At 63.0% G+C, this 23,731-nt stretch carries 25 protein-coding genes; 9 read left to right on the top strand and 16 right to left on the bottom strand.

Annotated elements, in window-relative coordinates:
• Positions 1–36: 36 nt before the first annotated feature.
• From BB347_RS01095 to BB347_RS01105, 3 genes are all read right to left on the bottom strand, one after another.
• Positions 37–705 carry an HAD family hydrolase gene (locus tag BB347_RS01095; RefSeq protein WP_076579267.1) on the bottom strand — a complete coding sequence of 223 codons (669 nt, stop codon included), beginning with the start codon at positions 703–705 and terminating at the stop codon, positions 37–39.
• 188 nt (positions 706–893) lie between these two features.
• Complete coding sequence (locus BB347_RS01100; RefSeq protein ID WP_076579264.1) at positions 894–1,127, bottom strand: DUF7123 family protein; 234 nt, start codon at positions 1,125–1,127, stop codon at positions 894–896.
• A gap of 267 nt (positions 1,128–1,394) precedes the next feature.
• Positions 1,395–1,922 carry a DUF84 family protein gene (locus BB347_RS01105; protein WP_076579261.1) on the bottom strand — a complete coding sequence of 176 codons (528 nt, stop codon included), beginning with the start codon at positions 1,920–1,922 and terminating at the stop codon, positions 1,395–1,397.
• A 217-nt stretch (positions 1,923–2,139) separates the two neighbouring features.
• Here BB347_RS01105 and BB347_RS01110 point away from each other — a divergent pair, with 217 nt between their 5' ends.
• The 3 genes from BB347_RS01110 to BB347_RS01120 all read left to right on the top strand — a co-directional run bounded on the left by BB347_RS01110 (position 2,140) and on the right by BB347_RS01120 (position 4,427).
• Positions 2,140–3,120, top strand: a complete 981-nt coding sequence (locus tag BB347_RS01110) for a transcription initiation factor IIB (RefSeq protein WP_076579258.1) — start codon at positions 2,140–2,142, stop codon at positions 3,118–3,120.
• Positions 3,121–3,197: 77 nt separating this feature from the next.
• Positions 3,198–3,890 (top strand): type I 3-dehydroquinate dehydratase, encoded by a 693-nt coding sequence (locus tag BB347_RS01115; protein WP_076579256.1) that lies wholly within the window; start codon positions 3,198–3,200, stop codon positions 3,888–3,890.
• A 90-nt stretch (positions 3,891–3,980) separates the two neighbouring features.
• Positions 3,981–4,427 carry a DUF7575 domain-containing protein gene (locus BB347_RS01120; RefSeq protein ID WP_076579251.1) on the top strand — a complete coding sequence of 149 codons (447 nt, stop codon included), beginning with the start codon at positions 3,981–3,983 and terminating at the stop codon, positions 4,425–4,427.
• A 78-nt stretch (positions 4,428–4,505) separates the two neighbouring features.
• On the opposite strand, the gene BB347_RS01125 is transcribed toward BB347_RS01120, so the two are convergent.
• On the bottom strand, positions 4,506–5,705 hold the full coding sequence (locus tag BB347_RS01125) for a 3-dehydroquinate synthase II (RefSeq protein ID WP_076579249.1): 1,200 nt from the start codon (positions 5,703–5,705) through the stop codon (positions 4,506–4,508).
• 208 nt (positions 5,706–5,913) lie between these two features.
• Between BB347_RS01125 and BB347_RS01130 the strand changes: the two genes are divergently transcribed.
• Entirely contained in the window at positions 5,914–6,591 is a 678-nt protein-coding gene (locus tag BB347_RS01130) for an HAD family hydrolase (RefSeq protein ID WP_076579243.1), read from the top strand.
• Positions 6,592–6,658: 67 nt separating this feature from the next.
• On the opposite strand, the gene BB347_RS01135 is transcribed toward BB347_RS01130, so the two are convergent.
• Positions 6,659–7,195, bottom strand: coding sequence for a hypothetical protein (locus tag BB347_RS01135; protein ID WP_076579240.1), 537 nt, complete (start codon positions 7,193–7,195; stop codon positions 6,659–6,661).
• 102 nt (positions 7,196–7,297) lie between these two features.
• Positions 7,298–7,867 carry a SprT family zinc-dependent metalloprotease gene (locus BB347_RS01140; protein ID WP_076579237.1) on the bottom strand — a complete coding sequence of 190 codons (570 nt, stop codon included), beginning with the start codon at positions 7,865–7,867 and terminating at the stop codon, positions 7,298–7,300.
• Positions 7,868–8,008: 141 nt separating this feature from the next.
• Between BB347_RS01140 and BB347_RS01145 the strand changes: the two genes are divergently transcribed.
• The gene (locus tag BB347_RS01145; protein ID WP_076579235.1) at positions 8,009–8,977 is read left to right on the top strand and encodes a phosphorylase family protein; all 969 of its coding nucleotides are present in this window, start codon (positions 8,009–8,011) and stop codon (positions 8,975–8,977) included.
• On the opposite strand, the gene BB347_RS01150 is transcribed toward BB347_RS01145, so the two are convergent.
• The 5 genes from BB347_RS01150 to trpC all read right to left on the bottom strand — a co-directional run bounded on the left by BB347_RS01150 (position 8,974) and on the right by trpC (position 14,361).
• Positions 8,974–10,215 carry an NRAMP family divalent metal transporter gene (locus tag BB347_RS01150; RefSeq protein ID WP_076579233.1) on the bottom strand — a complete coding sequence of 414 codons (1,242 nt, stop codon included), beginning with the start codon at positions 10,213–10,215 and terminating at the stop codon, positions 8,974–8,976. The genes BB347_RS01145 and BB347_RS01150 overlap by 4 nt on opposite strands.
• A gap of 306 nt (positions 10,216–10,521) precedes the next feature.
• Complete coding sequence (locus BB347_RS01155; protein ID WP_076579231.1) at positions 10,522–11,319, bottom strand: 2-amino-3,7-dideoxy-D-threo-hept-6-ulosonate synthase; 798 nt, start codon at positions 11,317–11,319, stop codon at positions 10,522–10,524.
• Between the two features lie 24 nt (positions 11,320–11,343).
• A complete protein-coding gene (gene trpA / locus BB347_RS01160; protein ID WP_076579229.1) occupies positions 11,344–12,225 on the bottom strand; it encodes a tryptophan synthase subunit alpha in 882 nt (293 codons plus the stop codon).
• On the bottom strand, positions 12,222–13,493 hold the full coding sequence (gene trpB / locus BB347_RS01165; RefSeq protein ID WP_076579226.1) for a tryptophan synthase subunit beta: 1,272 nt from the start codon (positions 13,491–13,493) through the stop codon (positions 12,222–12,224). The genes trpA and trpB overlap by 4 nt, the downstream gene beginning before the upstream one ends.
• Positions 13,494–13,524: 31 nt before the next feature.
• Complete coding sequence (gene trpC, locus BB347_RS01170) at positions 13,525–14,361, bottom strand: indole-3-glycerol phosphate synthase (RefSeq protein ID WP_076579223.1); 837 nt, start codon at positions 14,359–14,361, stop codon at positions 13,525–13,527.
• Positions 14,362–14,570: 209 nt separating this feature from the next.
• Here trpC and BB347_RS01175 point away from each other — a divergent pair, with 209 nt between their 5' ends.
• Complete coding sequence (locus BB347_RS01175; protein WP_076579221.1) at positions 14,571–15,041, top strand: MGMT family protein; 471 nt, start codon at positions 14,571–14,573, stop codon at positions 15,039–15,041.
• Between the two features lie 30 nt (positions 15,042–15,071).
• Here BB347_RS01175 and BB347_RS01180 read toward each other — a convergent pair whose 3' ends face one another.
• From BB347_RS01180 to lonB, 3 genes are read right to left on the bottom strand one after another with little or no spacing between them, the layout of a single operon-like run.
• Positions 15,072–15,425, bottom strand: coding sequence for a hypothetical protein (locus BB347_RS01180; protein ID WP_076579218.1), 354 nt, complete (start codon positions 15,423–15,425; stop codon positions 15,072–15,074).
• 25 nt (positions 15,426–15,450) lie between these two features.
• Entirely contained in the window at positions 15,451–16,383 is a 933-nt protein-coding gene (locus BB347_RS01185) for a type II CAAX endopeptidase family protein (RefSeq protein WP_076579215.1), read from the bottom strand.
• Positions 16,384–18,660: an ATP-dependent protease LonB gene (gene lonB, locus BB347_RS01190; RefSeq protein ID WP_076579212.1), complete on the bottom strand. Its 2,277-nt coding sequence runs from the start codon at positions 18,658–18,660 to the stop codon at positions 16,384–16,386.
• Positions 18,661–18,925: 265 nt separating this feature from the next.
• On the opposite strand from lonB, the gene BB347_RS01195 reads away from it, so the two are divergent.
• The gene (locus BB347_RS01195; protein WP_076579210.1) at positions 18,926–19,444 is read left to right on the top strand and encodes a nicotinamide-nucleotide adenylyltransferase; all 519 of its coding nucleotides are present in this window, start codon (positions 18,926–18,928) and stop codon (positions 19,442–19,444) included.
• A gap of 126 nt (positions 19,445–19,570) precedes the next feature.
• Positions 19,571–20,482: an SAM hydrolase/SAM-dependent halogenase family protein gene (locus BB347_RS01200; protein WP_076579208.1), complete on the top strand. Its 912-nt coding sequence runs from the start codon at positions 19,571–19,573 to the stop codon at positions 20,480–20,482.
• Between the two features lie 45 nt (positions 20,483–20,527).
• Here the strand turns inward: BB347_RS01200 and BB347_RS01205 are convergent, their stop codons facing one another.
• Positions 20,528–20,908, bottom strand: a complete 381-nt coding sequence (locus BB347_RS01205; protein WP_076579206.1) for a HalOD1 output domain-containing protein — start codon at positions 20,906–20,908, stop codon at positions 20,528–20,530.
• A gap of 164 nt (positions 20,909–21,072) precedes the next feature.
• A complete protein-coding gene (gene thsA, locus BB347_RS01210; protein ID WP_076580191.1) occupies positions 21,073–22,617 on the bottom strand; it encodes a thermosome subunit alpha in 1,545 nt (514 codons plus the stop codon).
• A 200-nt stretch (positions 22,618–22,817) separates the two neighbouring features.
• Here thsA and BB347_RS01215 point away from each other — a divergent pair, with 200 nt between their 5' ends.
• On the top strand, positions 22,818–23,645 hold the full coding sequence (locus tag BB347_RS01215) for an amidohydrolase family protein (protein WP_076579204.1): 828 nt from the start codon (positions 22,818–22,820) through the stop codon (positions 23,643–23,645).
• Positions 23,646–23,731: the final 86 nt, after the last annotated feature.

Here is a 23,731-nt window from a genome sequence, read left to right on the forward strand (position 1 = left end):
CCCGGCTTACACTTGAAGCGACTCGGCCAGCGACGACTACCGCGCGTCGAGCGTCTCGAGCACCGCTGGCAGTTCGGTCAGCGACTCGATGACCGTCGTGGCGCCGGCCGGTCGCTCGACGTCGCGATTGTGTGGTCGACGAAGGTACGCCGTCTCGAGGCCGGCCGCGTTCCCGGCCGTGACATCTTTGAGCGAGTCGCCGACGTAGAGTGCGTCGTCGACGGCGAGGTGCTCGCAGGCGTCCTCGAGAAAGGTGGGATCGGGCTTTCGACGGCGGTAGTCCTCGAACGTCGGCTGGCGGCCGCGAACGACGGCGAAGTCGACGGGGAGGGAGTCGGCGACGAACTCGCCGGTGGCGTGGCGATTGTTCGTGACGAGACCGACCGTCGTTTCTGTAGCCAGTTCCTCGAGTGCGTGGACGTCGTCGTACAGGCCGCGCTCGCCCGTTCGAACGCGCTCGTGAGTCCGTTCCGAGGCGAATCGGTCTTTCAGTCGCCAGAATTCGTCGGCGTCGATATCCAGCGTCTCGCAGTGTTCGACGACGTGCTCGAGGTCGTGGCGTCTGAGGTCTCGTCGCTGTGCCGGCGTGGGCTCGACGCCGAGTTCGGCGAGTGCAGCGTCGGCCGCGTCCGCGTAAATGCCCGGAGCGGTTCGTGGCCCCTCGAGGATGACGCCATCCATATCGAACAACACTGGCGGTGTCATTACGTGTCTCGAATAGGTCAGCAGCAATCAAAAACCGTTCGACGACTTGTACGGACCACTAGCTAACACGGGGGTTTGGTAGAGGAAGGTACACACGAATGGTATAGATAGTGAATTCGTTAGTGCGTCTACGAGCGGGTAAACACGGAGTTGAGTGGTGGGTTATCGGCTGCTCGAGCGGTTTAGTCCTACGTAATCACTTTCCACGTCGTACTCGAGGAGTAGCCCCACTTTTCGATCTCGACGTCGTAATCGCCGTCCTGCAGGGCGGCGATGTTCGAGCCGACCTCTTTCGCCGTCATGCCGAGTTCCTTGCCGATCAGTCGCGACTTGAAGTAGGTTTTCGTTCCGGCGTTCCTGCGGAGGTATTGGAGTATCTGCCGTTGTTTACCGGTGAGGTCCGTGGTTACTGCGGTGCTCATAGGCCAGTTAATGGCAAGACTGCCCTTATGGGGTTTGGTACGCGCGGTTAACCCGCTGCCTGCTTGCGGTTTTTTTCGGTAGTAATCGGTGGATAACCCGACAGAAACGTTCCGTTGGTACGGGAGGTTAATACATACGACCGTAGTACAATATAAATACGATGACTGTCGAGAGACGGTGAGTCTCAGTACCGGCTGACGATGGTACATTCGAACGCTTTGAAGCGGGAAAATCAACTCTGATGACGCAATGACGGCGACCGTATCCTATCTGTGATCGGTGAGAATTCCTTCGACGACGAACGGACCGAACGCACAGGCGAGCGCCTCGCCGAGTGCCTGTGACCGATTGGTCAAGCCGGCAGTGAGCACTCCCGCAGCGCCCTCGCTTTGCGCGATGCCATCCGTGTCGTGACGGTCGTCCATGATCGGACCTAACTCTTCTCCGGCCTCGAGTCGGCGAGTGACGTCGTCGGGAAGCGCCAGCGTCGGTCCACCACCGTGTTCCAGACGCGTGCCGTCGGTGACGGCTGCCCACATGATCAACGAAAGCCCGGACACGCCGTCGATCCGAGCGACGCCACCCTCGAGCCCGACGCCGTAGTCGCCACCGGTCGCCTCGAGCGCTCGCCGGGCGCGGGTTTCCGCACCGGTGACGGTTTCCTCGACCGACCGTGGCTGTTCGGCCACCCCGGAATCGACCGCGTGCGCGGTGACTCTCGGCTGAAATCGCTCGAGTGTCTGCTCGACTGCCCTAACTTTGACGGGGTTCGTGCTCCCGACGGCGACGTGCATACGTCGTCGTTAGGACGGGTGTGGTTTGATCGCTCCGATCCGACACTTCTGTGCTTCAATGTTTTGATCGATCATGCTCGATCCAACGAATTACGCGCTTTCGAGCGGTATCGGGACGCGATTCCGAAACCCTTAACCCTCGAGTCTAAGAACGAGGTAGGTAACGAATCCGTCCGGGCTTTTGCAGTCAGTTCGGCCGGTCAGCATTTGCCATCGTATGACCAATTCAACACCGAGCACCAGAGTACGACGTACCGAACGCGAATCGGACCAAGAGACGACCGAAACGGAAGACAGCGACCTCTCGTGTCCCGAATGTACGGGTCACCTGGTCGTCGACGACGAACACGGCGAAACCGTCTGTGAGGACTGTGGCCTCGTCGTCGAAGAGGATTCGGTCGACCGCGGCCCGGAGTGGCGAGCCTTCGACGCCGCCGAGAAGAACGAGAAGTCCCGCGTGGGTGCGCCCACGACGAACACGATGCACGACAAGGGCCTCTCGACGAACATCGACTGGCGAAACAAAGACGCCTACGGCAACTCGCTTGGCTCCCGCCAACGCGAGAAGATGCAGCGCCTGCGCAAGTGGAACGAGCGCTTTCGCACCCGAGACTCGAAAGAGCGCAACCTCAAGCAGGCGCTTGGCGAAATCGACCGGATGGCAAGTGCACTCGGACTGCCGACGAACGTCCGCGAGACGGCCAGCGTGATCTACCGACGCGCACTCGACGAGGACCTCCTCCCCGGTCGATCGATCGAAGGCGTCTCCACGTCCTGTGTCTACGCCGCCGCTCGACAGGCCGGCGTCCCCCGGAGCCTCGACGAGATTGCAGATGTCTCCCGCGTCGAGAAAAACGAGATCGCCCGAACCTACCGCTACGTCGTCCGAGAGCTCGGTCTCGAGGTCCAGCCGGCTGACCCCGAGAGCTACGTTCCGCGTTTCGCGTCCGGACTCGACCTCTCCGACGAGGCCGAACACCGCGCACGCGGCCTCCTCCAGAACGCGAAGGAAAAAGGCGTCCACAGCGGCAAGTCGCCGGTCGGTCTGGCCGCCGCAGCCGTCTACGCCGCCGCCTTGCTCACCAACGAGAAGACCACGCAGGCCGCAGTCAGCGACGTCGCGGACATCTCTGAAGTGACGATCCGCAACCGCTACCACGAACTCCTCGAGGCCGAGGAGACGCTCGGACTGGCGTAAGATCCCGGTATCGACGCCGTCGTAAACTCGCGAAATCGACACCGTTTTTCCCGTTCTCGCCTTTCTCATCGCTACTGATGGGACTCGACTTCGACTCGTTCGTACTCGCCGCATCGACCGCCGATCTCTCGACGGAACCGGCCGCTCGAGACCACGCCGACGCGATCGAATTCCGCATGGATCTCGCGGCGGAGCCACTCAAGGCGCTCGAGTCCTACGACGAGGGTGACGGCGAGTTACCCGTCTTGGCGACGAACCGCGCCGAGTGGGAAGGCGGCGAGTGGGACGGCGACGACGCCGCCCGTCTCGAGGTGCTCGCCGAGGCGACGCACTTCGACGCCGTCGGTGCGATCGATATCGAACTCGAGTCGATTCTCGAGGGTGACGCCGAGGACCTTCTCGAGACTGCACGCGAGCGAGACGTGACGGTCGTCGCGTCGGCACACGATTTCGAGGGGACGCCGACTCGCGGCGAGATGGTTTCGACGCTGACCGAGGCTGGCAAGTACGCCGACGTCTCGAAACTGGCCGTCACCGCCGAATCGCACGCCGACACGCTCGCGGTCCTCGCCGCGACCGAACAAATGACGGCCCACGGCGACCGCGTGGCGACGATGGCGATGGGCGAGTTGGGAAGTCACACGCGTGCCGTCGCGCCGGTGTACGGCTCGAAAATCGGCTACGCCCCCGTCGAGTCGGCAGACGCGACCGCGCCGGGTCAGTACGACCTCGAGACGCTCTCGAGGCTCGTCTCGCAGCTAGAGGCCTAACGCTGCGTGGCTGGCTCCCAGTCGGGGAACGGTCCGCGGCGAGTATAAAATCGGAATGTTAAGGGCCCGGGTCTCCAATCACCACGTACGATGACATGGCTTCGTACGATGGCCGCCGCTGGTCTTTCGCTCTTTTTTCCGGGGGCAGGTCACGCCTTACTTCGCGATTGGTTCCGTGCACTCGTCTTTGCCGGACTGTACTTCTCGGCGGTCTGGTTCTTCTTTCCGGTCGAGCAAATGGCTTCCGCGAGCTCGTTCTCGGGGATGATGGACGTCGTCAACACGGAGACGGACACGATGTCACAGTTCTTCATCATGTTCATCGCGCTCTTTGCGGCGATCGACGCCACCTTCAGAGCGCTCGGCTTTCCGCCGGAAAGCAACGACCAGACTGATGGCCCGTCCTGTCCCGAGTGTGGCAAAGGACTCGACGAAGACCTCGAGTTCTGTCACTGGTGTACGACTCGCCTCGAGCCAGTGGACCCGGACGCCGAAGACGTCGACGAGGCGGAGCGAGAAGAGCCCGTTCACAACTAATTCCTCCTCTGCAATCCTCGAGTCGAGAACGGGCTGACCCGCCGAAGCCGAAACCGGGTAGGAAAGGAATGGAGCGACTTACTTCTCGATGATGCTCTCTTCGACCGGTTCGCCGAAATGGCGGGCCGTATCCTCGTAGTAGTGAAGGAGTTCGTCGCCGGCCTCGAGGTCGGTGATCGCGGTTCGACCGTCCGAGGTTGCGACTTTGATCGTCTCCGCGTTCTGGAGGAGGGTCTCGATTCGGTCGCCGTCTTCGGTTTCGAGGGCGACGCGAAACATCGGCCGCTTTTCGATTTTGACGCGGCCGACGATCGCTTCGCGCGTGTTTCCGTCGATGTCGACGACCTGCACTTCGTCGCCGCTCTGGAGTTCCGAGAGGTACTTCGTGCCGCCGTCGGGCGTCCGGACGTAGGCGTGGACGGCACCGGCGTTGACGCGGAACGGTCGAGACGCAACGTAGGGCGACTCTGCCGTTTCGGCGTGGACGAACACGAGACCGCGGGACATCGAGCCGACGAGCATACCTTCGTCGTGCTCGAGGAGGGTGCCCGTATCGACGCAAACGCGGTCGGCGCTGCCGATGCGTTCGACGTCGAGGACTTCCGCGTACTGGAGGTCGAGCGATTCGCGGTCGGCGTCGTCGCGAACGTCGACCGTCTGTCGAATCTCGTCGGGGTCGTCGGAGTCGAGCAGGACGGAGTCCGCACCGATTTCGAGCGTTTCGAACGCCGTCTTCGCTTCCGCGGCACTCGTGACGCCGGCCACGAGGTCGGTTTCCTCGCCGATGCGAGCGATCAGGTTCTCGAGGGGGATAATCGTCCAGTCTTCGCCGACGACGATGGTGTAGTCGGCGTCTGCAGCGGCGGTTTCGGCGAAGTGCTCGTACTCCTTCGCGAGGATGCGGATGTACGCGCCGCGGTCGATGTCGCCGTCACGCCGGCGGAGCGTCGAGAGGTCTGCGGAGCCCGAGAGGTCCTCGGGGAGGTCGATTGTCGCGTCGCCTTCGCCTTCCTTGCCGACGATGATGGCGTCGGGTTGTGCGCCCGACTCATCGTCGCTATCGGCTTCGGCGTCGTCGATGTCGTCCACGAGCGTCACATCGCCGTCGGTTCGGTAGGCGGCGACGTTGATGTCGCCGAGTTCCCGTACCCGTGCAACCTCGTCCTCGTCGACCAGTACCCAGTCTGCACCCGCCTCGAGTGCAGCGGTAATCCGTTCGCGTCGGTCGTCCCAGTCGCCGACGGTGTCGTCGGCTTTGACCCAGACAGATCGCGTCATGAATTCACCGTCGAAGGGGATTGGCTTGAACGTGGCGAATGTCACAGACGACCTGTCGTCGTCGCGTCATTCGGTGTCAGTACCTCGGTTCGAGAGAGACGGCACGCTCCCGCTCGCTCGAGCGACCGCCGGAGGCGGTTCACAGAACGTGCTTCACTATGACACACTGGCGAAACGTTGAGAACGCTCGCACCCCATCTTCTGAATAATGAGTGCGTACGATGCGATCTGTTTCGATCTCGATCGAACACTCTGTGAGTCGACGCAGGACCCCGAGGCGCTTCTCGAGTCCGCGTTCGATCGAGCCCACCTCGAGCCGTTTTGCACGCCGAGGGATCTCAGAACGGCCGTGCCGTCGGTTCCGACCGCCGAGACGGCTCTCGAGTTCTACGAGAATCTCTTTACAGCAGTCGCTGCAAATGCCGACGTCGAATCCACTCACACGTCGACGCTCGCAGAGCGCTATCTCGAGGCGCAGGATCCGTCTGCTGTTCGATTTCGCCCCGGCGCGAAGGCGGCACTCGAGCACGCCCGCGAGCGCGGTCCGGTCGGCTTGATCACGAACGGTGGCCGTCCGACGCAGACGCAGAAACTCGAGGCACTCGACATCGCGGACGCGTTCGACGTGCGGGTGTTTACGGAGCCGAGCAAGGGCATTCATCCCAAACCCGACGCCGCCCCTTTTGAGCACGCGTTGAGAGAACTCGAGGCGACGCCCGACGCGGCGCTTCACATTGGTGACTCCCTGCACGCAGATGTCGCGGGGGCGAACGCGATGGGTCTCGATTCGGCCTGGCTCGATCTGGGCCACGACGACCCTGCAAGCGTCGGTCACGAACCGACGTACGAACTCGCGTCGCTCGAGGCGTTCGAGACGATCGTGTAACTGGCCGGTTTTCGAACGGTGACCAAAAGAAGCGAGCAGCGCAGAATCTAGCTATTGGGCGCGCGATTCAGGGGTGGGGAGGGAGCACGTCCGTGTGAACGACGGCACGATACTGTTCGTCGGTCGCCTCCTCGAGTCGTTTGAGCAGGGCTGCACCGTCGTTGAAGGTGTCGGGCAATTCGAACTGATCGTCGACGTGATCGTCTCGCTGCTTGCACCGTTTGACGAACGAGAGGAGCGTCGGGTAGGTGTCCGGCCGGGCGTAAACGATTCCGATGTCGTCGTCGACCTGCTCGTGCCAGGTGTCGAGGACGGCCCGGGCCTCCTGTCGCGGGTTCCGCTGGCGCTCGGTCAGATATTCTGCGTCGATGTCGACTTCGCCGAGGACCTCGTCGAACACGCTCTGGACATCGTCGGTGTCGACCTCGAGCGACGGTGCGTCGGCTTCCGCCTCGAGGAGGTCGAGAAATCCCTCGAGTTCGACGCGTCGGACGGCGACCGGGTAGACGAAGTCGTGTGTGTCTTTCGGCAGTTTGTACGACCGTCCCTCGACGCCCTGTTCGCCGGGGCCCGATTGGCCCAGCATCAACTCGAGTAATCCCATAGATGAATCAGTACGCGGGACTCGAATAAGTGTTCCGTGGCGCTCTCACGAGCGCTGTGGCGAGCGAGTGTCTCGCGCTGGTCGTCGTCGACTCGCTCGGGCTTACCACGTCTCGCCGAGGGCTGCTTTCACGCCACCGTACTCACTCGCACTCGTCCAGGTCCGCCCGCTCTCAGCGTGTTCGACCTCGTAGTCGTGTCCGCACTGGCCACAGCGATACTGGTCGGGCGCTTTCACCGGCTTGGACGCGCGGTGTCGCCGCGCCGACCACTCACACGCCGACCCGAGACAGCGCAGGACGTATCGCGGCTCGGAGAACGTCTCGCAGTGGCGAGGGGCCTCGAGTCGCGTCGCCTGCTCTCGAAAGCGGGTGCCGTGGCCGGACTCCCCGAAGCGCTGGAACTCCCAGGCGTGGACGAGTTCGTGTCTGACGACGCCGGCGAACGTCTCCCACTCGTAGCGTTCGTACGCTTGTCGAGTCAACACGATCGTCGCGACCTCGCGCGAACGGTTCCACCGACAGGCCCCGGCACGTCGGCGCGCGCGAGTCGACACCTCCCACTCGAGGGCCTCGCGATCGATCTCGAGGTCGTACTCGCGACAGACCTCTCGGGCGTGGATCCGGGCGCGAGCGACGATTTCGTCGTCGATCGTGAGGTCGGCGTCGGTCACGGGCCGGAAAACGCAGGCGGATTTTGAAGCTGTTACGGTTGGATTCGACGCCGCAGTCGGATGGCGACACCTCGTCTGGGTGTCCTGGATGTCGATAAGGAGGTTCTATGCGGGTGCCCCGGCTATCGGGAATTAGATTCCATGAGCGAGCCCTCACGACCCGAGCCGCGAGCACCGGAACCGGACGACCCAGTGTCCCCCACTGCGTTGGTCCTCACGGCCGCGTTCGAAGCCCCGCTCGACGAACGACGGCCGTGGCTCGAGCGCGCCACCCTCGTCGACGCGCTCGAGGTTCCCGGGACGGAGACGCCGCTGTATCTGACCGAAGACGACGTTGCGATCACGACGACTGGGATCGGCAAGAGCGACGCGGCGACGACGACGACCGCGTTACTCGCCACGCCGGGAGTCGACCTCGAATCGACCTACGTCGTCTCGAGTGGTATCGCGGGTTCGTCCCCCGAAACGACCGCGCTCGGGTCGGTCGCCATCGCCGACGCCGTCGTCGACTGGGACCGAAAACACCGTTGGGACCACCCGGAAGACTCGAGTTCCGCCGACGCGGCCGTCGAATCCCCCGCGGAGCGCCCGATCGACCTTCTTGCCTACCGTCCGCGAGACTACGTCCACCGACTCGAGGAGAGCCTCGTCGAGTGTGCGCTCGAGGCCGCCCGGGGCGTCGCCCTCGAGGCGGATGAGGACGCCCGTGCGTACCAGCGAACGTATCCGAACGCGCCGAACGCAGGGCCGACGATCGAGCGCGGGACGACCGTCTGCGGGGACGAGTTCTGGCACGGAACGCGCTACGCCCGAGAGGTCGAGTGGCTCTGTGGGGAGTACGACGCAGAACCGTACGTGACGACGCAGATGGAAGACGCGGCCACGGCGCGCGCCCTCGAGCGATTCGGCCTGCGCGAGCAGTACCTGAGCGTTCGGTCGGTTGCCAACTACGATCGGCCGGCACCCGGTCAGTCGGTCGCCGAGAGTTTCGACGGCAATCCAGGGAGTCTCGCGCTGGGGATTACCAACGCCGCCCGCGTCGGCGAAGCCGTCGTCGAGGGGCTCGTGACGGTGGATCCGCTCGGTCTCGAGGCGACCTCCTCGCGTTAGAGCCACCCGGAAATGGTGGTTGCGAGCGAGTCGGCCGTCGTGATGCTGCCCAGCAACAAGACGAGTGCGACGAGGCCGAACGCGATGTTTTCCGCCCGCGACACGTCTCGGTAGCGGTTGACCGCACCGATGAGCGCCAGGACGGTGATCGGCAGGGCGATGAGACCGTTGATCGCAGGCATGATGATGGCCATTCTGACGGGCGTGAGCCCGGTGTTCGCGAGCAACCAGAACGCGGCGACCGCCGAGAAGATGATGAGGGCGACGACGGTCGCTCTGAACTTCGTGTCTCCGAACCGGGTGTGATGGCCGAACGCCTGTGGGACCATGTAGCCAGCGCCGAACAGCGTCCCGGTCGCCGAACTGAAACTGGCGAGCAACGCGGCGAACAGGAAGATGTAGAGCGCCCCGCTTCCGAGGAGTGCAGCCAGGGGTTCGCCGGGCCCGGTAAGCGTCGTCGGGCCCTCGGTCAGCGTAATCGCGGAGACGATCATCACGAACGCACCGATCGTGAGCGTCGTGATGATGCCGGCGGCGTTGTCGCGGCGATAGGTGTTCACGTCGGACCACTCCTTCGTCGGCCCGATGCTCGACTGGATGAAGAAGTTCGGCCAATAAACCGTCGTCCCGAGCAAGGCGATAATGGCCGTGAGGTAGCCGACGTCGCTCTCTAAGGCTGGCACGAGGCCGGCGACGACGTCACCGACGGGAATGTCGAGGCCGATCAGCAGGAGGCCGTAGGACGCGAAGACGGTAATCACCATTGCAGCGATCGCGCCCTCGATGCGTTCGTACACGCGCAACTCGACGAGGGCGATTCCGACGCCGCTCGCGAGCAGGATGCCGATGATGACGTTGTCCAGGCCGGGAACGAGCCAGGCTAACGCCGCGCCGGCGATCGCGTAGTTCGCGATAGACCAGAACGCACTCATCACTGCCATCGAGATGATGACCAACTGACCGCTCGGGCCAGGGAGTCGATCGACGATGTAGTCGGTCAGCGGTTCTCGAGAGACGGCCAATCGAGCGGACATGTCGTGGAGTGCAATATCGATGAGAAACGCCAGCGGGAGCACCCACAGTAAGGCGAAGGCGAAGTTTGCGCCCGTATCCGCGAGAATGTAGACCGACCCGGCACCGAACACGTTTGCTGCGAACAATACCCCGAGACCGTACGACTCCAGTAAGTTTGCTATTCGAGCTTGCACACCGCCGATTTCGTATGTTTTACTCGCCATCGAGAACCACCTCGACACCGCGAACGTGAATGGTGACAGTCGTGACTGCGACAGATCGTGGGACCATGTCAGACTAATCAGGAATGAGCGGGGAGTGGGTTCGGCCTGCAACAGCCACTGCTGTGTGAATGACCTGTGAGCGTACGCGACGTATCACTTCGATTATCAACGGAGACGCCTCGAGCGTGCGACGCCGCCCGGATGAGCCCGAATACGGTGTGAGAAAAAACAGTACAGATACGCAAGCAGTCGAGAACGCTGACCGTCGAGTATCGGTTGCGTTCGGTACTCGCAGGTGGGTCCCGGTTACGCCTCGAGTGCGAGCCCGGATTTCGCCAGTGCGTCGTCCGTCGAGATATCGTGGTGGACGACGCCGGAGACGGCGTTCGCGATCGCTTGCGGGTTTTCGTGTTGGAAGATCGATCGCCCCATCGAGACGCCGGCGCCACCGGCGTCCATCGCGCCGCGCACCATTTCGATGGTCTGTCGGTCGGTCCCTCTCGAGCCACCGGCGATGACGACCGGCAGTCGAGTCGACTCACAGACGTGCTCGAAGCTAGCTGCGTCGCCGCTGTAGCCCGTTTTGACGATATCCGCTCCGAGTTCTTCCGCGAGTCGGACGGCGTGGCCGAGCGCTTCGGGATCTTCGGGGTCGACGTCGGGGCCGCGCGCGTAGGCCATCGCGAGCACCGGCATGCCCAGTCGCGTCGCCTGCTCGGTTACGTCGGCGAGTTGGGTGATCTGGTCGGGTTCGTGATTCGAGCCGACGTTGATATGAAAGGAGACGGCGTCGGCACCGACTCGAACGGCTTCTTCGACGGTGCCGGTCACCCGTTTCTCGTTCTCGTCGGGGCCGATCGACGTCGATCCGTTGAGGTGGACGATGTAGCCCTTGCCGTTTTTGTGTTCGTGAACGCGGGGCGCGATGCCTTTCTGCGTGAGAACCGCGTCTGCACCGCCGCTGGTGACACCGTCGATCGTCGATTCGATGTCTTTGAGCCCCTGTACGGCGCCGATCGTAGTGCCGTGATCCATCGGAACGATCACGTAGGAGCCGTCTGTACCGATTCTGTCGAGTCTGGCGTCGATTCCTGTGGTAGTCATTGCGAGTGTGTAGCAAGCTTGCAGTTATGGCTGTTCTGGTTCCGGTGTATCTTCCGTATCGTTCGTGAGGGTCTCGCCTCCCCGAAGAGCGCCGCGTTTGAGCTCTCGAGCTTTGGCCTCGAGGGCGTCTGCCGCGGGGGCCTCGCCCGCCGACCCGTGCTCAGCGACGATGTCGACGAGCGCGCTGCCCACGATGACGCCGTCGGCACCGGCGTCGATGATTTCGGCCGCGTGATCGCCCTCGCTAACGCCGAAGCCGACGGCCTTGGGCACGTCGTAGTCGTCGAGTCGCGAGAGGCTGTCGTGGGTCGCGTTCGAGACGTCCGCGCGCGCGCCGGTCGTTCCGAGGCGAGCCTGCACGTAGGCGAAGCCGGACACCTGCGACATGATCCGCTCGAGGCGCTCACCCTCGGTCGTCGGCGCGACGATGAAGACGAGGTCGAGGCCGTGATCGTCGCAGGCCTCGCGGAGGGGATCGGCTTCTTCGGCGGGGAGATCCGGAACGATAATCCCCGAGAGCCCGGTCTCGGCGGCGCGCTCGACGAAGGGGCGAACGGCCGCAGACGGCCCGTACTGCAGGATCATGTTGTAGTAGGTCATCACCAGCAGCGGCGCCTCCGTTTCGAGGTCGTCGATCAGTTCGAAGAAGCCCTCGGGCGTCGTTCCGGCCTCGAGTGCGCGGTTGATCGCGGCCTGAATCGTTGGCCCCTCGGCGATCGGCTCCGAGAAGGGAAGGCCCAGTTCGATCAGGTCTGACCCGCCGCGGTCGAGGGCTTCGACGTACGCTTTGGTGTCCTCGAGCGACGGATCGCCCGCCGTGATGTACGTGATGAGCGCGGGGTGGTTCTCGCGGATAGCGGCCTCGACGTCGCTGTCGTACTCGGTCGCCGTCGACTCGCCGCTCATCCGTCGAACACCTCCACGTCGGGGGCCGCCTCGAGATCACGCTTCTCGGTTTCCTCCAACACGGTCTCCAGATCCTTGTCGCCCCGGCCGGAAACGTTGACGATGACGAGGTCGCCGAGGTCTTCGTGCGCTTCTTCGAGATAACCTAACGCGTGACTCGACTCGAGTGCGGGGATGATCCCCTCGAGTCGCGACAGTCGGTGAAAGCCCTCGAGTGCGGCCTCGTCGTCGACGCTGACCGGGGTGACCCGTCCCGTGTCGACGAGATGGGAGAGTTCGGGGCCGACGCCCGCGTAGTCGAGTCCGGCACTCACGCTGTGTGATTCCATGATCTGGCCCTCCTCGCTCTGTAGCAGTTTCGTCATCGCGCCGTGGAGCACGCCGTCCGTCCCCGTCGACAGCGTCGCCGAGTTCGGGGCGATCGCGTTCTCGGCGTCGATCTCGAGGCTCGAGCCGCCGGCCTCGACGGCGTACAGATCGACTGCATCATCCGGCACGAACTCGTGGAACGCCCCCATCGTGTTCGACCCGCCGCCGGCGCAGGCGACGACGCTGTCGGGGAGTCGACCCGCCTGCTCGCGGATCTGCTCGCGGGCTTCTCGCCCGATAACGGCCTGAAAGTCACGAACCAGTTTCGGGAACGGGTGGGGTCCGACGACCGATCCGATGACGTAGTGGGTTCGTTCGACCGTCGTCGCCCAGTCGCGCATCGTCTCGTTGATCGCCTCCTTGAGCGTCCCGCTTCCGGCGTCGACGGGGTTGACCTCGGCCCCGTTCATCCGCATCCGGTAGACGTTCGGCCGCTGGCGGTTGACGTCCGTTCGGCCCATGTAGATCTCACAGGGCATCTCGAGGTGGGCCGCGGCCATCGCCGTCGCGGTGCCGTGTTGGCCCGCGCCGGTCTCGGCGATGATTCGCTCCTTGCCCATGTACTTCGCGAGCAGGACCTGTCCGAGCGCGTTGTTCAGCTTGTGTGCGCCGCCGTGGACGAGATCCTCGCGTTTGAGGTAGATCTCGCGGTCGTAGCGCTCGCTCAATCGGTCCGCGCGCTGGAGCGGCGTCGGCCGGCCGCCGAACTCGCGCATGCGCTCGCGGAACTCGTCTAAAAATCCGTCTTCGTTGTTCAATACGTAGCGCTCGTAGGCGTCCTCGAGTTCCTGGACGGCCGGCATCAGTGCCTCGGGGACGTACTGGCCACCGTAGTCGCCGAAGGTGGCGTCGCTGTCGCGCTCTCGGTTTCGTTCGTGGTCGTGGTCGCTCGTGCTCATCTCTCGTCTCCGTGGCTGTCTGCGTCGTCGATCATTCTCCGTGCTCCGTCGCGGTGACCAGCCGTCGGGTGTTCTCCGTCACGTTGCTGTCGCCCGCGCCGTGGTCCATGATGGCGCTTCCGACCAGGAGGGCGTCGGCACCCGCCTCGCGCATTCGTCTGACATCGTCGGGCGAGGAGACGCCACTTTCGGCGATCAACGTTACGTCGTCAGGGACGTGGGGCGCGACGGACTCGAAGGTTTCGAGGTCGACCTCGAGTTTCGCCAGATCGCGGTTGTTGACCCCGATGATGTTCGCTCCGGCTGCGAGCGCGTCCTCGAGTTCCTCCCGGTCGTGGACCTCGACGAGCGCCTGAAATCCTCGCTCGCGAGCGGCGACGACGAGTTCCTCGAGGTCAGCGTCAGAACGTGACGGGTTCTGACTGGCTCGCGAATCGTTCGATTTCCGAGCGCCGACGAAGCGTGCGATGAGCAAGGCGAGGTCGGCTTCGACGACGTCGAGTTGGTCCTCGCGGACGACGAAGTCCTTGCGAAGCACGGGGACCGAAACGGCCTCTCGGATTCGCGTCAGTGCCTCGGGTGAGCCACCGAAGTGCGTCGGCTCGGTGAGGACGGAAATCGCCGCTGCGCCACCCTCGACCATCGCCCGGGCTAGTTCTACGGGATCGTCCGCACGCGTTCCATCGGCGGTCGGACTCGTCGGCTTTACCTCCGCGATCACGGGCACGCGACCGTCCGCCTCCGCTCGCGCCAGCGCGTCGGGTAACGAGCGCGCGTCGACGTCGACGGGGGCATCACCACCCGGGCGCTCTCTGGCGGCCTCGAGGATCGACGCCACCGCCGGAGCGAGCTCCGTTCTGGAGTTCATTATTGTACATCGACGTACTCATATGTACAAAAGCCTTCCGCCATCGTCGCGAACGAACGGGCGTACAGCGGACGCGGGAGGTGGTCGTGGCGTACGAATACGGCTGCTACCGGGCGATCAGTTCGATCGCCGATCGTCAACTCGTTCATCGCGTCAGTCGATAGTGATCGACCGGCGATTATTCAACCCCGCATCACCTAGGCACACGTATGGAGGACGCCACGGACGCAGGAATCTACGCGCGCGAGTCAACGTACCTCGACCGATACGTCCAGCTCGGTGCCGCGAGCGGCCGGGTCTTGAGCGTCTCGTTTCCCACGACCCCCGACGCGGATGCCGAGGACGAACACCCCGTCCTCGAGGAGATATTCGAATACCTCGACGGTCTCGAGGAGGTGGACTTCGACGATATTCAGATCGCGTTGACCGTGCCGACCGACCAGCGGGCCGTCCTCGAGCAGGTTCGCGAGATCCCCTACGGCGACCAGGTGAGCGTCGAGGCGCTCGCGCGGATGACTCCCGAACTGGACCCGGAGGACGAAGACGACATCATCCTCGTCCGAACCGCGTTAGATGAGAATCCGACCCCGCTTTTGATCCCGGACCACCGCGTTCGTGACGGCCCGAGTGCTGCACCGCCGACCGTCGAACAGAAGCTCCGGTCGCTCGAGGAACTCTAAACCGCCCTTATCCGACGGAAAAATCTCTTCTCACTCGGCGTACCAGACCGCATAGAGGTACAACCCGATGCCGGCGAAGACGACGATGGACGAGACCTGATCGAGGACGAGAACGCGCGTGAAGAGGTAGCCAAACTGAAACATTCCGCCGGCCACGAGACAGACGGCTGCCCCGAGCAGCGCCGGCGATGTCGTCGTCTCTCTGGTCTGGATGAACAACACCGTTCCGACGCCGATGGCGATTACCCCGAAAACGAACTCCGCTGCGAGAATCGCCACGGGCTCGCCCGCGCTTTGCCCGTACAAGAGGAGCGCGAAGTACCCGAGTATGCCGTAGAAGATCGCCCGATACACCGCGTCCGGAATCGCTTCACGTGTGTCCATACTGAATTCGAACAGGTCCGTCCTCTTAGCCTTCGAGGATTCGCGCCCACTCGAGTTCGAGACCCTCGTGGACGACGAACTCGAAGGCGTTGATCAGGTAGTGAGCGACGACGACGACCAGAAAGCTCCCCGTGACGACGAAAATCGCCGCGAGGACGAATCCGAGGGCGCCCGTCACGACGATACCGACCGACCCCTGAATGCCGTGTCCCACCGCGAACGCGACGGAGGAGACGACGGCGAGGAGCCACGGCGAAACGCCGAACCCGGCTTCCATCGCGCCGATCATCGCGGCTCGAAAGAGCAGTTCCTCGAAGACGGCGATGATCGGCAACACGACGACGAGCAACACGCCCCACTCCGTCGCCGAGTCGGGGCCTAACAGCTCTCGCAGTTCCTCGTCGTGGTCGAACCCGAAGCGCGTCGCCAGCGCCGCAGCGACCTCGTTCGCCACGTAGAGGGCGATTCCGAAGACCGCACCCAATAGGAGCCCCTGCTCGAGGTAACGCCACGAGAACTCGATCCCGAGTGCGTCGGCAGGAATTCCCGTGTAGATCACTGCGCCGAGCAAGACGAGCGCGAACAGTCCCTGCGAGAACGCGACGTTCGCCAGCAACGCCATCGTCGACAACGATCTGGGATCGACGTCCGCTGGCTCACCGGAGGCGGGGTCGGCGTCGGTGTGACTCGATGGCCGTTCGTTCTCACCTGGGGGACTCGCGTCCGAATCCGCCTCGAGCGAGGACGTTTCCGACGGGGGGAGGTTCCCAGGGGTCGGCGAATCCGCGGGAGTCTGAATTGCTTCGGTTCGGTCGGATACCGTCGACTGGCGAGCGTCGGAGTCGGAGTCGGAGTCAGGGTCGGAACCCTCGAAAGCATCCTGCGTCAACTGCGATAAAACGAGCAACACGACGAGGACGACGCCCGTAATCCCGGCGAACGTCGCCCACGCAGTCATCTATTGTGGGTTCGGGTTCGAGCCGCTGGCGGAGCCAACGGCACCCTGACCGCCTTCGAACGCCGAGCCGGTAATCGATTTGAGGCGATCGACCAGCGAGTCTTTCTTCGGCTCGCCCTCGAGGGCGACGTCTAACACTTCGCTGATGTTCGAACACGGGATGATCTCGATCATCTCTTCGTACTCCTCTTCGATCATCACGTCCTGTTCGTTCGCCTCGGGGATGATGACCTTGGTGCAGCCAGCTTTGGCTGCAGCCTCGATCTTGTGGGTTACCCCACCGACGGGGAGGACGTCCCCGCGAACCGAGAGCGAACCGGTCATCGCGATCGACTGATCGACCGGAATGTCCTCGAGTGCGCTGATGACGGCCGTCGCCACCGTGATGGAGGCGGAGTCGCCGTCGACGCCCTGTTGGCCGGCCTGGACGAACTGGATGTGGATGTCTTTCTCCGAGAGATCGACGTCCGAGAACTTCTTGATGATCGCGGAGACGTTCTGGACGGATTCCTCGGCCATCTCTTTGAGCTGTCCCGTGGCGATGACCTGTCCGCCGCCCTGTGCGGGGGCGATTTCGGCCATGACGGGGAGCATGATCCCGGAGTCCTCGCCCATCACGGCGAGTCCGTTGACGCGGCCCTCGACGCCGTCGTCGGTGACCTGGAGCTCGTAGTCCTTGCGCCGTTCGATGTAGTCGTCGGCGAGTTGTTGCTCGATCGACCGGGAGCGGCTCTTCGCCTGCAACACGTCGTCGCGGGTCGTGCGTTCGCGGTCCTCGGAACGGGCGATGTCACCCGCAACGCGGACGAGACCGCCGAGGTCCCGGAACAGGAGCGTCAGGTGATCCTTCCGGCCCGCCCGGCGCTTGGCCTCGAGGATGAGCTCCTCGACGGCTTCGCGCTCGAAGTGTGGGAGACGTCCATCGCGTTCGACCTCCTGGGCGATGAAGCGGGCGTACTTGCGCCGCATCTCGGCCGTGTCCTCGATGGTGTCGTCCATGTACACTTCGTACCCGTATCCCTTGATCCGCGAGCGCAGTGCGGGGTGCATGTTCTCCATCGCGTCGAGGTTCCCCGCGGCGATCATGATGAAGTCACAGGGGACGGGTTCGGTCTGGACCATCGCGCCCGAGGAGCGCTCGGACTGGCCCGTGATGGCGAACTCGCCCTCCTGAATCGCGGTCATCAGCTTCTGCTGGGTACGGACGTCGAGCGTGTTCATCTCGTCGACGAATAACACGCCCTTGTTAGACTGGTGAATCGAGCCGGGTTCGACGCGGTCGTGGCTCGGCGTCTCCATCCCACCGGACTGAAACGGGTCGTGGCGGACGTCACCGAGCAGTGCACCGGCGTGGGCACCGGTTGCGTCCTCGAACGGCGCGGTGCGCTGATCGCCGTTGTTGACGATCATGTTCGGCACCATTGCGTCCGTGCCGCGGGACGTGTAGCGGAAGATCAGCCAAACGATACCTGCGGCGATGATGCCGAGCAGGATACTGGTCGGGCTGAGCAGCGTGTAGCCGATAATGATCGCGATGATGACCCACATCAGGATCGAGCGCATCTGGTTTCGCTTGCGCGCTTCTTCCTTGTGGGCGTCGATAATCTGTTCACCCTTCCCGGCGGGGACGGTTCGGACCTTCGGCTCGTTGCCGTCGTCCGGGTTGTGGTAGACTAAGACATCTTGAAGATCCTCTCGCGGGAGCAACTGGCTCATCGCCTTCGCCAGCATCGACTTCCCGGTACCCGGGGAGCCAATCATCATCACGTGTCGGCGCTGTTTGGCCGCTTTGATGATGATGTCTCGTGCTTCGTCCTGACCGATGACCTGGTCGACGAGCCGGTCTGGGACCTCGATATCGGCGGTCGAATCGACTTTGAGCCCGCCGAGAAGATCGTCTTCGGCGTTCTCTTCGTCTACTTCGACACCCGGATCGACTTCGACCGTGCTCCCGAGGTCTTCGACGGTTTCGATGTCGTCTTCTTCCTCGGTCGTCGAATCCGACTCGAGTTCGTCGTTCGGGTCGGCGATCGGATCGTCGAACTCGTCACTATCGTCGAGTTCGCCGGTATCGCCGTTCGAATCGTCGATATCGTTACGTTGGTCATCGTCGTCGACGTCGTCGCGCCGGTCACCTTCTTCTTCGAGGAGCGACCGTTCTCCCTGACGATCCGACGCCGGCTCCTCGTCGCGGGGCCGTGACTGAGTCTGGTCTGACTCAGGCTCAGCGTCGGGGTCGTCTTTGGGAGGATCGTCAACGTTCGTATCGTTGCTCATAGAACTCTGTTCAGTACCTGATTCGAAGGGACTGGCACTGATATACTTTCTCCATGCGGCGGATAGCAAAAACTCCAGATATACGGGGACTCGACTGCTATAAACCCGGGTCAGCGTTTCCCGCCGGCTCGATTTAGCGATGAGATTTCCAACTTATGTGCAGTGATAACACACTGAACTATTCTACACGTGTGACTCGCTTTCGTCGTTCGCAACTGTTGGGAAACTCGCCACGCTTAAGCATACCGCCCGAGCAATTTTCCGCATGAGCAGGGGGTTTTACATCGGGCGTTTCCAGCCGTTCCACAACGGGCACCTCAGTATGATCGAGCAAATTGCCGAGGACGTCGACGAACTCGTCCTCGGGATCGGCAGCGCCGACGACTCGCACACGGTCCGAAACCCGTTCACGGCCGGCGAACGGATCATGATGATCACGAAGTCGCTGGTCGAGTTCGATCTCGTCACCTACGCCGTCCCGATCGAGGACCTCGAGCGAAATTCGGTCTGGGTGAGCCACGTCCAGAGTATGAGCCCGGACTTCGACGTCGCCTACTCGAACAATCCACTCGTCATCCAACTCTTTCGCGAAGCCGGCATCGAAATCCGACAATCACCGATGTTCAATCGCGAGGTCTTAGAGGGGACTGAGGTCCGCGAACGGATGATCAACGACGGCGACTGGGAGACGCTCGTCCCCGAAGCCGTCGTCGGCGTCGTCGACGAGATGAACGGAATCGAGCGTCTCCAGATGATCAGCGACTCGGACTCGAACGGTGCTTGATATTCTACTCCACCTGAAGGCGACGGAACCTCGAGTGTTGGCGGCCCACGACTCAAGTGATCGGCAGCCAAAATACGCCGATTGGCGAGCGTATCTCCTTTCTGTGGCCGTCTCGTACCGTCGGCTATGATCACGCTCGCATCGGATTTTGGGACGCCGTACCCCGCGGCGATGAAAGGCGTCCTGGCCCGACGGACGAACGCCCGATTGGTCGACGTCGCACACGACTTTCCGCGACAGGACGTGCGGGCGAGTGCATTCTGGCTTCGAGAAGTGCTCCCCTACTTTCCGCCAGCGACACACCTCGTGGTCGTCGACCCCGGCGTTGGAACCGACCGACGGGCGATCGTCGTCCGTGCTGGCGAACACCTCCTCGTCGGCCCCGACAACGGCGTACTCCTGCCAGCAACACGGCGACTCGCCGACAGCGGACGTGACGGAGACACCGACGTCGACTACGAATGCTACGAGATCGAGGAATCTGCCCTCGAGCAGGTCGAACCTGTGGGAGCCAATACTGCCGGAGCTAATACCGGATCGATTCCGAACGGACCGGACGCGACGGCGCTCCACCCGAGCGAGGACGATACCGGTCGCCCCGACGGCCCTGCCAGCGCGACCTTCCACGGGCGGGACGTCTTCGCACCCGCCGCGGGCGAGGTCCACGAAGCTGGACTCGAGGGAGTCACCGACCTCGAGTGGCTCACACCGCTCGTCGACGACCCCGTCGACTGTCGCCTTCCAGAACCGACGCTCGAGGACGAACGCGCGGCGGGTGAAGTGCTGACCGTTGACGACTTCGGGAACGTGATCACGAACGTTCCCGGCGGATTTCTCACAGGGTGCGACCGCGTGAGCGTGAACGACGAGGTCGTCCCTATCGGCGAGACGTTCGCATCCGTTCCGGTCGGTGAGCGACTCGCGACCGTCGGCAGCCACGGCTACGTCGAACTCGACGTGAATCAGGGCCGTGGCGACGAGGCGTTCGGCCTCGAGGGTGGGAAGCACGTGACGCTCGAGACGATTGAAGACGACTGAGACGGAGACAGAGACGAATAGCGATTCTCCGTGATCTGGTCGTCCTTATCCGACCCTTGACGATGAGCCTCGTTCGCGGACGTGGTGATCGGGATCGATGACGATCTCGCCATCGGCGTAGACGGTGATTCGACACGAGGCATACCGAAAAGCAACCGATCCGTTAGACGCACGCGGGTCGGTTTTGTCCCAGTGACCCACGAGACCGTTCAACGCGTCTGGATCGACCCGTCTCGAGAGTGACTCGAGATCCTCGGTTTCGACACCGAGTATCGACGAGACGGCGAGAACGAGTGCTGTACTTACCGGTTCGTAATCACCGGTCTGACACCAGACGTGATACGTCCCCCGACTGTCGTCGTAGTACACCGGACGCCCGGTCTGTTCGTTGACCTGCGTCAGGCGATCTCGAGTGGTTTTGGACATGATACAGGATACAATCATGCGTGTTAACACTTAACATTATTGGCTGCGAGTAACTCATCCCTATTGATACATCTTGTACCGTATACGATTACTGACTGATCGGTTACCGGTGTGCTTTCTACGTTATACGAACGGAAAAACGGTAAAAAACTGACTCGGCGTCGTTATTCGGCGGCGATGACGTCGTCGATACGGACGATCATCGTTGCGGCTTCGGTCGCACTCTCGACGGCTTCACGCTTGACGTCCGCCGGGTCGACGACGCCGTACTCGAGCGGGTCGTCGATGGTGACGTCCTCGCCGTCGGTAATCAGGCCTGCGCGACCCTCGGACTCGTGAGCGGAACGAAGGTCCACGAGCGCGTCGATTGGGTCCTGGCCGGTGTTCGCCGCGAGCGTTCGGGGGACGATATCGAGGGCGTCGGCGAAGGCCGTCACGGCGAGTTGTTTGCGGCCTTCGATACCCGCTGCCTCCTGGCGGATCTTGTCTGCGATGGCGATCTCAGTCGCACCGGCACCGGGGACAACTTCGCCGGAATCGAGCGCCGTCGCGACGACGTCCAGCGCGTCACCGATCGCTCGCTCGAGTTCGTCGACGACGTGTTCGGTCCCACCGCGGACGAAGACCGTGACGGTCTCTGCGGCCGCGCCGCCTTCGATGAACGCGAGGTCGTCGTCGCCGTAGTTCGCCGAGCGAACCCGGTCAGCCTCGCCGAAGTCGGACTCCTCGAGGTCGTCGAGCGCACCGACTCGCGTCGCACCGGTCGCGGAGACGACGTCTTTCGCGTCGCTGCTACCGATGTTTTCGAAGAGCAAGATGCCCTCGCTCGCGAGGAAGGAACTGACGCGGTCGTCGACGTCGTCGGTCGTGATGACGACGTCAGCACCGCTTTCGGCGACCGTTTCCGCGTAGCCACGGACCTCGCTCTCCTCGGCGCCGATCGCCGTGTTGAGCTGGTCGATGGAGTCGATAGCGTACTCGGCATCGATCTCTCCCGTACGGACGCCGAGTTCGACGTCGAGTACAGCGATCGAGGCATCTTCGACCTCCGCAGGCATGCCGTCGTGGGCAGGCTCCTCGTCGAAGACGATTCCGGGAACGAGCTCCGTCGCGTTCGAGGAGGCTCCGACCTGGGTGTGAACGGCGACGTTGTCGCGGGCGACTGCCGCGTCGGTTTCGACGTGACGAATCGCTTCGACGACCGTTTCGGCCAGCGATGCTGCAGTGAGGCCGCCGGTGCCCTTGCCGGTCATGCTCGACTCGGCGACTTGTTTGAGCACGTCGTCGTCGACGCCGTCCTCGTTGACCTGCTCGGCGATTGCCTCGAGTGCGATTTCGGACGCTTCGTGATAGCCTTCGACGATCGTCGTCGCGTGAACGTCCTGTTCGATGAGGTCTTCGGCTTCACCGAGGAGGTTCCCGGCGACGACCGCAGCCGTCGTCGTTCCGTCCCCGACTTCTTCCTCTTGGGAATCGGCGACTTCGACGATCATCTGGGCTGCAGGGTGTTCGATGTCCATCTCGTTGAGAATCGTCGCTCCGTCGTTGGTGATGACGACTTCTCCGCCGGAGTCGACGAGCATCTTGTCCATCCCACGGGGACCGAGTGTCGTCCGTACCGCTTCCGCCACGGCCTTCCCGGCCATGATATTCGACGACTGGGCATCGCGACCCTGCGTTCGCTGACTATCCTCGCTCATGATAAACATCGGCTGTCCGCCCATGCGTCGCTGTTGTGCCATAATTGAATCCTCACTAACTATGTCGTCAGCACTTCTATATAAATATTGCGCTCCAGAACCCCTCCCGTCTGGCGATTGCTCGCTCGGCTCAACGCCGCGAGTCGTCGCCACTCGAGTCCCTCGTGGCCGGTAGCAAAATATGGGTCGGCTAGAAAGTCCCGGCAGGGATGCTGGAACTTGAACACGGGTTTCGCGTCGTCGACGTCTACGCGAGACTGCCACCGGATGGGGCGTCTCCCGGCGGAAGGGACTCCACGAGTACCCCGGATCGACTCGAGCGAGAGATGCATCAAGCGGGAATCACCAGATCGGTCGTCTTTCCACCGGCGAGCGCCGACACGAGTTACGTCGGTGCGAACAACGGCGTCGCCCGCCACAGCGTCGACCGGCCGTTTATCGCACTCGCTCGAATCAACGGAACACGACGACCAGGAACCTCCTCGATCGGACGACTCAGAAACGCCGTCAGCAGCCGAAACCCGTATCACACGACTCCGGACGATATCGAAAAGTACGCCTACGATGACCGATTCCACGGCTTCGTCATCGATCCCAACGTCGACGATTATCCCGACAAAGCCGTCCTCGAGACGCTCGAGTCAGTCGGGCTCCCCGTCCTCGTCGCCGGTACTGGTGACGTTCGTCCCGTCCACCTCGAAGCCACCCTCCTCGAGCGATCGTTTCCCGTCGTCGTCGCACACTTCGGCGGCCACCCCCTCGAGCGCTCGCGCATGCACGAGATGATAGATTTACTCGAGCGCTACGACGAGTGCTACGTCGAGACGAGCTTCGTCCAGTATCGCGAAGTTCTCGAGCGCGCGTTGCTCGAACACCCGGATCGCGTGCTCTTCGGCAGCGGCGTTCCAGCCCGTCACCCAAACGTCGCCGTGATGGAAATCCTGACGCTCGACGTCTCCGAGGACAAACTCTGGCGTGCCTTTTCGAAGAACGCCTGTCGTGTGTTTGAGGCCCTATCCCCCGCGGGAAGCGGATAGAACGTCGCTCGAAGTACTATCGGGCATCGACCGGCCTATCACTTCCAATAGCCGGACGACGATACCACAGTCCCCCCGAGCAAGCC

It is taken from the genome of Natronorubrum daqingense, from assembly GCF_001971705.1.
In the GTDB taxonomy this organism is placed as follows: Archaea; Halobacteriota; Halobacteria; order Halobacteriales; family Natrialbaceae; genus Natronorubrum; species Natronorubrum daqingense.

What these genes read in the sequence shown, in the direction of transcription:
- BB347_RS01095 (WP_076579267.1), bottom strand. Translation starts at nt 705, where the DNA reads ATGACACCGCCAGTGTTGTTCGATATGGATGGCGTCATCCTCGAGGGG.
- BB347_RS01100 (WP_076579264.1), bottom strand. Translation starts at nt 1,127, where the DNA reads ATGAGCACCGCAGTAACCACGGACCTCACCGGTAAACAACGGCAGATA.
- BB347_RS01105 (WP_076579261.1), bottom strand. Translation starts at nt 1,922, where the DNA reads ATGCACGTCGCCGTCGGGAGCACGAACCCCGTCAAAGTTAGGGCAGTC.
- BB347_RS01110 (WP_076579258.1), top strand. Translation starts at nt 2,140, where the DNA reads ATGACCAATTCAACACCGAGCACCAGAGTACGACGTACCGAACGCGAA.
- BB347_RS01115 (WP_076579256.1), top strand. Translation starts at nt 3,198, where the DNA reads ATGGGACTCGACTTCGACTCGTTCGTACTCGCCGCATCGACCGCCGAT.
- BB347_RS01120 (WP_076579251.1), top strand. Translation starts at nt 3,981, where the DNA reads ATGACATGGCTTCGTACGATGGCCGCCGCTGGTCTTTCGCTCTTTTTT.
- BB347_RS01125 (WP_076579249.1), bottom strand. Translation starts at nt 5,705, where the DNA reads ATGACGCGATCTGTCTGGGTCAAAGCCGACGACACCGTCGGCGACTGG.
- BB347_RS01130 (WP_076579243.1), top strand. Translation starts at nt 5,914, where the DNA reads ATGAGTGCGTACGATGCGATCTGTTTCGATCTCGATCGAACACTCTGT.
- BB347_RS01135 (WP_076579240.1), bottom strand. Translation starts at nt 7,195, where the DNA reads ATGGGATTACTCGAGTTGATGCTGGGCCAATCGGGCCCCGGCGAACAG.
- BB347_RS01145 (WP_076579235.1), top strand. Translation starts at nt 8,009, where the DNA reads ATGAGCGAGCCCTCACGACCCGAGCCGCGAGCACCGGAACCGGACGAC.
- BB347_RS01150 (WP_076579233.1), bottom strand. Translation starts at nt 10,215, where the DNA reads ATGGCGAGTAAAACATACGAAATCGGCGGTGTGCAAGCTCGAATAGCA.
- BB347_RS01155 (WP_076579231.1), bottom strand. Translation starts at nt 11,319, where the DNA reads ATGACTACCACAGGAATCGACGCCAGACTCGACAGAATCGGTACAGAC.
- trpA (WP_076579229.1), bottom strand. Translation starts at nt 12,225, where the DNA reads ATGAGCGGCGAGTCGACGGCGACCGAGTACGACAGCGACGTCGAGGCC.
- trpB (WP_076579226.1), bottom strand. Translation starts at nt 13,493, where the DNA reads ATGAGCACGAGCGACCACGACCACGAACGAAACCGAGAGCGCGACAGC.
- trpC (WP_076579223.1), bottom strand. Translation starts at nt 14,361, where the DNA reads ATGAACTCCAGAACGGAGCTCGCTCCGGCGGTGGCGTCGATCCTCGAG.
- BB347_RS01175 (WP_076579221.1), top strand. Translation starts at nt 14,571, where the DNA reads ATGGAGGACGCCACGGACGCAGGAATCTACGCGCGCGAGTCAACGTAC.
- BB347_RS01180 (WP_076579218.1), bottom strand. Translation starts at nt 15,425, where the DNA reads ATGGACACACGTGAAGCGATTCCGGACGCGGTGTATCGGGCGATCTTC.
- BB347_RS01185 (WP_076579215.1), bottom strand. Translation starts at nt 16,383, where the DNA reads ATGACTGCGTGGGCGACGTTCGCCGGGATTACGGGCGTCGTCCTCGTC.
- lonB (WP_076579212.1), bottom strand. Translation starts at nt 18,660, where the DNA reads ATGAGCAACGATACGAACGTTGACGATCCTCCCAAAGACGACCCCGAC.
- BB347_RS01195 (WP_076579210.1), top strand. Translation starts at nt 18,926, where the DNA reads ATGAGCAGGGGGTTTTACATCGGGCGTTTCCAGCCGTTCCACAACGGG.
- BB347_RS01200 (WP_076579208.1), top strand. Translation starts at nt 19,571, where the DNA reads ATGATCACGCTCGCATCGGATTTTGGGACGCCGTACCCCGCGGCGATG.
- BB347_RS01205 (WP_076579206.1), bottom strand. Translation starts at nt 20,908, where the DNA reads ATGTCCAAAACCACTCGAGATCGCCTGACGCAGGTCAACGAACAGACC.
- thsA (WP_076580191.1), bottom strand. Translation starts at nt 22,617, where the DNA reads ATGTTTATCATGAGCGAGGATAGTCAGCGAACGCAGGGTCGCGATGCC.
- BB347_RS01215 (WP_076579204.1), top strand. Translation starts at nt 22,818, where the DNA reads ATGCTGGAACTTGAACACGGGTTTCGCGTCGTCGACGTCTACGCGAGA.